A 6,487-nucleotide genomic window follows, 5' to 3' on the forward strand; every position below is an offset into this window, starting at 1 on the left:
GAGCTGGTAAAACAAGGGCCTGCCTGACGGCAGGCCCTAACCAGCCCGAACACAAAAAAACTGATACTCCCGTTTCCATGAATCGTTATATAGCTTGGCGGTCCGGTATCACAGGCTGTCGGCCAACCCCAGCTACCGTGTGACAAGCCAAGAGTTATTTGGGGCATACTCTAGGACCTGTGGCTCTATTCTACCGTGTTGTTTGGAGGGGCTGTCGCAACGGCTCGGAACAGCCTATTCAGTACAAATGCTGATAGATCGTTTTACACTTTTGCCTCTTTATCAGCCATTTGTAGCCAATGCGAAGTATTGTGCTGCCCGTGTCGCCATGGCTGGCAATTGTGGTACAGGGCTCAAAATGAGTCTCGGCATCACCGCCTCAAGGTTTTTAAAGCATGCATCGTTCAGGTACTGCAAAAGCTGCGTTAGTGAAGACCTTCTGAGGTACGGCGTAGCTTTCTGGCATCGCGTTCACCAGGCTGTTGGCACCTGCATCTGCCCGCTACATAAAGACGTGCTTTGGGCGATGACATTCCCGGATGGGGCAGATTGGCGTTGCATGCTGCTACCCGATGAAGCAAAGGGCACTCCGGTACTGCAATCGCCTGGCGAAACGGCAGCCGGTTCCATTGCTGAAATGCAGCTTTGGGGACTGGAAAATCCTAGAAGCGTCCAGGCGCTCTTATCGGGTGATTTTTTAAGGCACCGTTTGGAAGAGATGGGGTTTATGCAGTCAGGCCGGACCTGTGAGAGAATGCTGAGAGCTTTCTTAGGCTCCCGTCTCCTTTCCAGTCCTCGCGCCCCTGAGTTTCAAGAAGTCGCTCATTCCTCTGACTGGGTTTTTCGAGTCCTGCGACCACGCGGTGTCGTGCAGCCTTTGAAGTTCTATTTCCTTTGCTGGCTCCTGGCTTTGAATCTTGAGCAGATAAAGCTCTTCCGTCCAAAAGCTGATCCCCACAATGGAGATCTCACGTGCGGCAAGGTTTCAGCCAATGTGGCTAACGTGAGCGAAATTGATGCTCGCCGATCAGCGTTTTCCAGCAGCGCCAACCTGAAATGTCACGAGAAACCTGGTTATCTATGGCTGTACCGTCACGATAGGGAGTGGTTAGCGCAGTATGTAGCTGCGCATCCTTTCATCCGGTCACGGGGGAACCTGATCGATTGGGAGGCGAGAGACTCTGCCCTCGTGCGCGAGCTTTTGATCGCGAATGAACGGTTACGCTCTGCAGAAGGGAAGCCGCAGAAGGTCACACGTGCCGCGTTATGCAGGCTTGTAGCCTCTAGTCATGACTTTCTCAGAAAGCCTAATCATTTCCCTATAAGCGTTACGTTGATGGAAGAGCTACTTGAGTCTTCCCGTGATCATCAAGTGAGAAAAATAAAGTGGGCGATTGAGACTTATTCGTTGACCGAACTATGTGCAAAAAGTGTCGTGTACCGATTTTCAGGTATCAGAGTGCCTGAGCTAAAAGATGAAGAATGTCTTGAGCTTCTACGTCTTAAATATTAGTTTCAATAAGGTTGCCATTTAGAAATGCCAGCGTCATCCAAGGCGCTTCTTAATTGGCTAAGAGATTCTTCATCTGTTAGGAAGTTCAGATAATTTTCAGCAGTTTGGCATCCTAAAAAAGCATAGAGCGAAATATTTTTATCCATTAAACGAATGTTGGTGGTTGAATTAATTGATATGCCAAGCTCTTGCTCTATGACTGAAGCTATTCCCATGCTGACATTTACACCTACGTGCCTGCGGCCATATTTTAAGCGTACGCTACAGCTAATTATCGCGTCAGCTTTACCCCTGTTAGTCATTGCTCCACTGTATTGCAACAAGTCTGCAATGAATTTTGCATATAAGCCCAGAGTCGACTTTTTTTGAGCGTTCGATTTTTTTGAGTATTTGTATCGTGCACTGCATATACGTAATTGTGTTATATCATGTTTTTTTATAGTAATTGAACAGTATGGGCAGGTATCAGCCAGCGATGAGCCGTGTATACTACAGACTACGACTGAAAGTAAGACGTGTCTGCTGTGTATATAAGGGCTTCCATGTTCTTCAATATCCTCCAGTACGCATTGAGGACAAATTCGCGTCCATGTCTTTGGAGTGACTTCTGTGAATGCTCGCGAGCGGCCTAGCGCTGCATTCAGAGGGTGCAGGGTATGATCGTTTAAGACAGATTCAGTTATGTGATGTTTCGATAAGAATTCGGGAAATTTGAATTTTGGGTATTCTCTCCATTCAGCTTGCAGTGGAAACATGGACTTGCTGATTCCAAAGCCAACCCTTGGGATCGGTTTTATATAAAAATCTTTAGTGCATATAGATTTAATGCCAAGTAGCTCGTTTCCTCGTTTAAGTGCTGACGCAATATACTCGCCTGGCAACGGTGAAAAGATTTTCATAAATTGTCGATCACATATGGTTTTAGTCAGTATACGCTATTTACGATCGAACTGGCCATGTTACCTAAATAACAGGCGCTTTCCTTGGTTACCTTCTCATCTTGTTACATCCGTGAGCTAAAAATATCAGCAACCTGCTTGAACATATCCTTCGGCTTGGGAGTGACTCAGCACATCGCTAGCCGTCGTAACCTGCTGCCCCCAAAAACTGGTTGTTAAACCTTACTGGTGGCAGCTGGGGTGATGGCTAGGCGTAATCTGCGGTAGGTGATCCTTGTTCCACGATGAGCAGCCATGGATGGTGCATCTGCGCAGAAACCATGTGGTAATGTCGGTGTGCCGGACATGGCTTTAACCATCGCGCGTAATGAAAAGGAAGTTTGTATGCCTGCAAAACCTGTGGTACTGCCGAGTAAGACCTTCCCCAAGCAAACTGAGGCAACAGCCTATTTCAAAGCCATGCTTGCCCGCTACGCTGATGGAGAGTACTTGAACTCTGATGACGAAGACATCTTGTATGAGCTTTTACAGAGACATCCGGACGCAGAGCAAAAGATCGGGCTCGGGGTGAAANCACCTGCTAAGGATTGACGGTAGTACTACAGACTTTGGGTATCCAGCGTGCGTATCTGGACAGGCTCGCAGCTTACGCCATGACTTTTAGGAAGCCTGTCGGTGCTCAGTGGTAGCAGAGTTAATGGCGCAAAAACAGCAGTTGTTCGACGTGTCACCTGACGGAATCCCGTGTGTGCGAACTGGCGAGCTTACAAATATCCACACTTCAGAATATCGTCATACCGAGCCGCGATTTCGCGATATTGTAAGGGGATTCATTCAAGCTAAACATCTGGTCATCAATTCCTCGATGATGACGGTCAGCCAAGACATGCAATATACAACAGTATTCACAGATCAAGCTATGGCTGAAGATTTCAGTGACTATCATGCGACAGTCGCCAGGCTTGCAATATTCAAAAAATATGTGCGCTGATGAGTGATGTTTGGTACAGACGAAGTGGCTGCGGTCTTATGCGGCTCTTCGTCAAACCTTCCGTAGGCATTTGGCGCGTCTAAGGCCTAGCAGAAGCGCGTGCGATTGCTGAGCGTAACTGCCTCCCTCCGCTATAATTCTTGGCTGCAGCCGATTTCTGGAGCATCTGAAATGATCACAAGCCCAAGTGGTATAACTGTCCTAGTTAACGAAGCTCTGACCCCTACCGAATGCTTGACTAAAGGACATATAGGACGACTCTCTTCATCAGGTGTCGTCTCTTTAATACTCTGCGGATTTGAAATAAATGATGTTCTAGTTATGATATCGATGTCCAATCTTTATTCTCAGCCTCAAGTAACTGAAAGAATTTTGGGGAATACGATACGATCCATGCGAAGACAGCTTAACAGAGATAATTCCGTCCGCCTGAGCGCGCATCAAAGTGCCGTAGCTTTTCAATACGCTGAAATGTTAGAGCGCGCTAGTGGCGTCTTCGGAGAGCAAGCATCTGCTGAAGACTGGCTTAGTCGCCCATGTCCGTATTTGGATGGCCTAACTCCCCTCGACCTTATTGATAATGCTATTGGCTTCCGAGTTGTAAAGGACTACTTAGACAGGGTCGAGTTGGGAATATATCAATGACTATCCCTTTGTCCCTAGCCCGGCAATCCATCGGTCAGGTATCTCAGCTGGGCGAGTATCTTTGTTGACAATTTTAATTATGTCCGTAGTCGACGGTGACAGTGCAGTCTGCCACTGACCGATCGTCACTCAATGCTTCTGAATAGGGTTAGAGGAAGACGAAAATTGAAGGAGCGTCGAAAAGTCAAAACCGATAAATGGTTCATGTAGCAGAAATTCGTTGAGGAGCACGGTCGGTTTTTTCACAGAGGGCAGTGCGGAGAGCGGACGCCTAGCCTCTTTTTTTGGCCTCCTCTTACAACTTGTTGGCAGGCAATCGAGCGGTGCTTGCTGGACGCAAACGAAAAGTTCGCAAGGTCTCTGACCTAGAGGGGGCATGCCCGATAGCGACTAGAATTTTTGCCTATGCGCTGGGGATGACTTTTTTCGACCAAACAGAGCCCATTGCGTGATGTCACTAAGCTATAATTCTCATCAGCCAGCATGCTCCGCGGCTAGGAATGCTGATACACCCTGCACGAAATATGGATATTTCTATGCTCTGCTCTGCACCTCAACCCCACCGACCCCTGTTCGCCGCCCACGAAGTACTTACTCTGTGGGCGGGCACCTTGGCGCGCGCCGCTTATAGGAATCTCGACTGTCTATGAATTACTTCACCGAAACGGCAGCCAATATCCTTGGCAACAACAAGCTGCGTACGCCCCAAATCGAGGCATACATCAAAGCGCAGGACCACTTTGCTAGCTCCAGCGAAGATGCGCTGATCGTGCTACCGACCGGAACAGGGAAAAGTGGGCTGATCTCAATCGTACCGTTTGGGCTGGCCAAGGGCCGGGTACTGATCGTAACGCCTAATCTCGTAACGAAGCAGAGTATCCGCAAGACACAGGAGCTTCTGGAAGACAATTTCTGGATCAATCAGGACATAATTTTCAGTGCTGATGATCTGCCAGTGATCTGTGAGTATAACTCCAAGACTCTCTCTTCGAGCTTGGATCAGAGCCATTTCGTCTTTTCAAACATTCAGCAGGTTCACAGCGAGCGGGCGGGGTGTTTAACCAAACGCGTATCACGAGATTTCTTCGATCTCATCATCATCGATGAGGGCCATCATGCTCCGGCCGATACGTGGCAAAGAACGCTTGGATATTTCGCGAAAGCCAAAAAGATTTTCATTACTGGCACACCTTTCCGAGGAGACAAACAAGAAGTTCCTGGAAAGCTAATCCACGAAACGCCTCTCTCCGAGGTCATGCGGGATCGGTACGTCAAGTGGTTGAGGAAAGAGACGGTCAATGCGCACGAACTCTACTTCACCTTGGCAGAGAAGCCGGGTGTTCGCTTGTCTAAGGATGAGGTTCTTGCCCTGAAGGACAAGGAGTGGCTAGAACGAAGCGTAGCGCTCTCACCTGAATGCTCGATGGATGTGATTGAGCGTAGTATCGGCAATCTCAGCGAGCTACGTAAGGTATCGCCGAACGTGCCGCACAAGATCCTTGCTGTTGGGTGCAGCATTTCCCATGCGGTAGACCTCCAGGCTTGGTACCAGTCCAAGAGCCTTACTGCGGCCATCGTGCACAGCGATATGGAGCAGGCAGATCTTGATGCGGCCTTCCGGGCAATCGACAACCACGAGTGCGACGTTGTCATATCGGTGAACATGCTAATGGAGGGCTACGACCATCGTTACCTCACGGTCCTTGCCTTGTTCCGTCCTTATCGCAGTATCAACGCGTTTGCGCAGATCGTAGGCCGCGTGCTTCGGGCAATCCCGGCTGAGGAGATTACCGCCTTTGAGGTGGACAACAATGCGGTGGTGATTTATCACGAGGAAACTGGTCTGGATTCGATGTGGAGCTCTTTCCAGAAGGAAGTCGACCGCGCCCAGCATCAGCGAACTCACGAGTACACCATCACCGACACGGAATATGCGCGGAAAGTACATTCCCTGGCGGGCGTCACCTCATCTGATGCGTTCGTGAGCGATCAAGATTCTTACCTCGATGACCTCGATTTCAACAAAATTTTTTCCGAAAAACGGGCTGAAATCGACTCTATCGCGACCCAAAAGCTACAGGCCATGTCTGCTCTCGCAGATTACGATGAGGCCACCTTGGCGCAGTTCAAGAGCCTCATCATCAATGCTGAAACCAGAAAGGCTGCTCAGACGATTGACCCCAATCTTGTGGCAAAGCGGCCTGAAATCGCCCGCAAGCAACTACGTGAGATACTCACGAAAAAGGCCCAAGATGAAGTCGCGACGCTGCTCAGCGACATAGGGATCGACGAGAAGGCGTCTACCCTCTATCCGAAATTTAGCCGCCACTTGGTTGGAATTCAATCCACCATGCCTAACGACGGTATACTTGTCCGATTTATTGTCAACGCCAACTAAAAAGTGACCCCCTTCCGTGCTAAATCGCCAACTTAGTTTTG

Annotated in this window: 6 protein-coding genes; 5 read left to right on the forward strand and 1 reads right to left on the reverse strand. The window is 49.0% G+C overall.

Translation table 11 applies throughout. The features are described 5' to 3' along the window. The first annotated feature begins 139 nt into the window (after positions 1–139). A complete protein-coding gene (locus AO277_RS09250; RefSeq protein ID WP_371411875.1) occupies positions 140–1,513 on the forward strand; it encodes a TnsD family Tn7-like transposition protein in 1,374 nt (457 codons plus the stop codon). A 2-nt stretch (positions 1,514–1,515) separates the two neighbouring features. On the opposite strand, the gene AO277_RS28045 is transcribed toward AO277_RS09250, so the two are convergent. Beyond that, positions 1,516–2,412, reverse strand: a complete 897-nt coding sequence (locus AO277_RS28045) for a TniQ family protein (RefSeq protein ID WP_143492738.1) — start codon at positions 2,410–2,412, stop codon at positions 1,516–1,518. Between the two features lie 459 nt (positions 2,413–2,871). Here AO277_RS28045 and AO277_RS29865 point away from each other — a divergent pair, with 459 nt between their 5' ends. From AO277_RS29865 to AO277_RS09270, 4 genes are all read left to right on the forward strand, one after another. Continuing rightward, complete coding sequence (locus AO277_RS29865; RefSeq protein WP_442757257.1) at positions 2,872–3,003, forward strand: DUF3223 domain-containing protein; 132 nt, start codon at positions 2,872–2,874, stop codon at positions 3,001–3,003. A gap of 106 nt (positions 3,004–3,109) precedes the next feature. Then, positions 3,110–3,403 carry a hypothetical protein gene (locus AO277_RS09260; RefSeq protein ID WP_044320051.1) on the forward strand — a complete coding sequence of 98 codons (294 nt, stop codon included), beginning with the start codon at positions 3,110–3,112 and terminating at the stop codon, positions 3,401–3,403. Positions 3,404–3,733: 330 nt separating this feature from the next. After that, the gene (locus tag AO277_RS09265; RefSeq protein ID WP_236691303.1) at positions 3,734–4,048 is read left to right on the forward strand and encodes an antitoxin Xre/MbcA/ParS toxin-binding domain-containing protein; all 315 of its coding nucleotides are present in this window, start codon (positions 3,734–3,736) and stop codon (positions 4,046–4,048) included. Between the two features lie 646 nt (positions 4,049–4,694). Next, positions 4,695–6,446: a DEAD/DEAH box helicase gene (locus tag AO277_RS09270; protein ID WP_044320053.1), complete on the forward strand. Its 1,752-nt coding sequence runs from the start codon at positions 4,695–4,697 to the stop codon at positions 6,444–6,446. Positions 6,447–6,487: the final 41 nt, after the last annotated feature.

It is taken from the genome of Pseudomonas amygdali, assembly GCF_002699855.1.
In the GTDB taxonomy this organism is placed as follows: domain Bacteria; phylum Pseudomonadota; class Gammaproteobacteria; order Pseudomonadales; family Pseudomonadaceae; genus Aquipseudomonas; species Aquipseudomonas amygdali.

Excerpts from the sequence above, each read along its gene's own strand:
- AO277_RS09260 (WP_044320051.1), top strand. The coding sequence starts at position 3,110 with ATGGCGCAAAAACAGCAGTTGTTCGACGTGTCACCTGACGGAATCCCG.
- AO277_RS09270 (WP_044320053.1), top strand. The coding sequence starts at position 4,695 with ATGAATTACTTCACCGAAACGGCAGCCAATATCCTTGGCAACAACAAG.
- AO277_RS28045 (WP_143492738.1), bottom strand. The coding sequence starts at position 2,412 with ATGAAAATCTTTTCACCGTTGCCAGGCGAGTATATTGCGTCAGCACTT.
- AO277_RS09265 (WP_236691303.1), top strand. The coding sequence starts at position 3,734 with ATGTCCAATCTTTATTCTCAGCCTCAAGTAACTGAAAGAATTTTGGGG.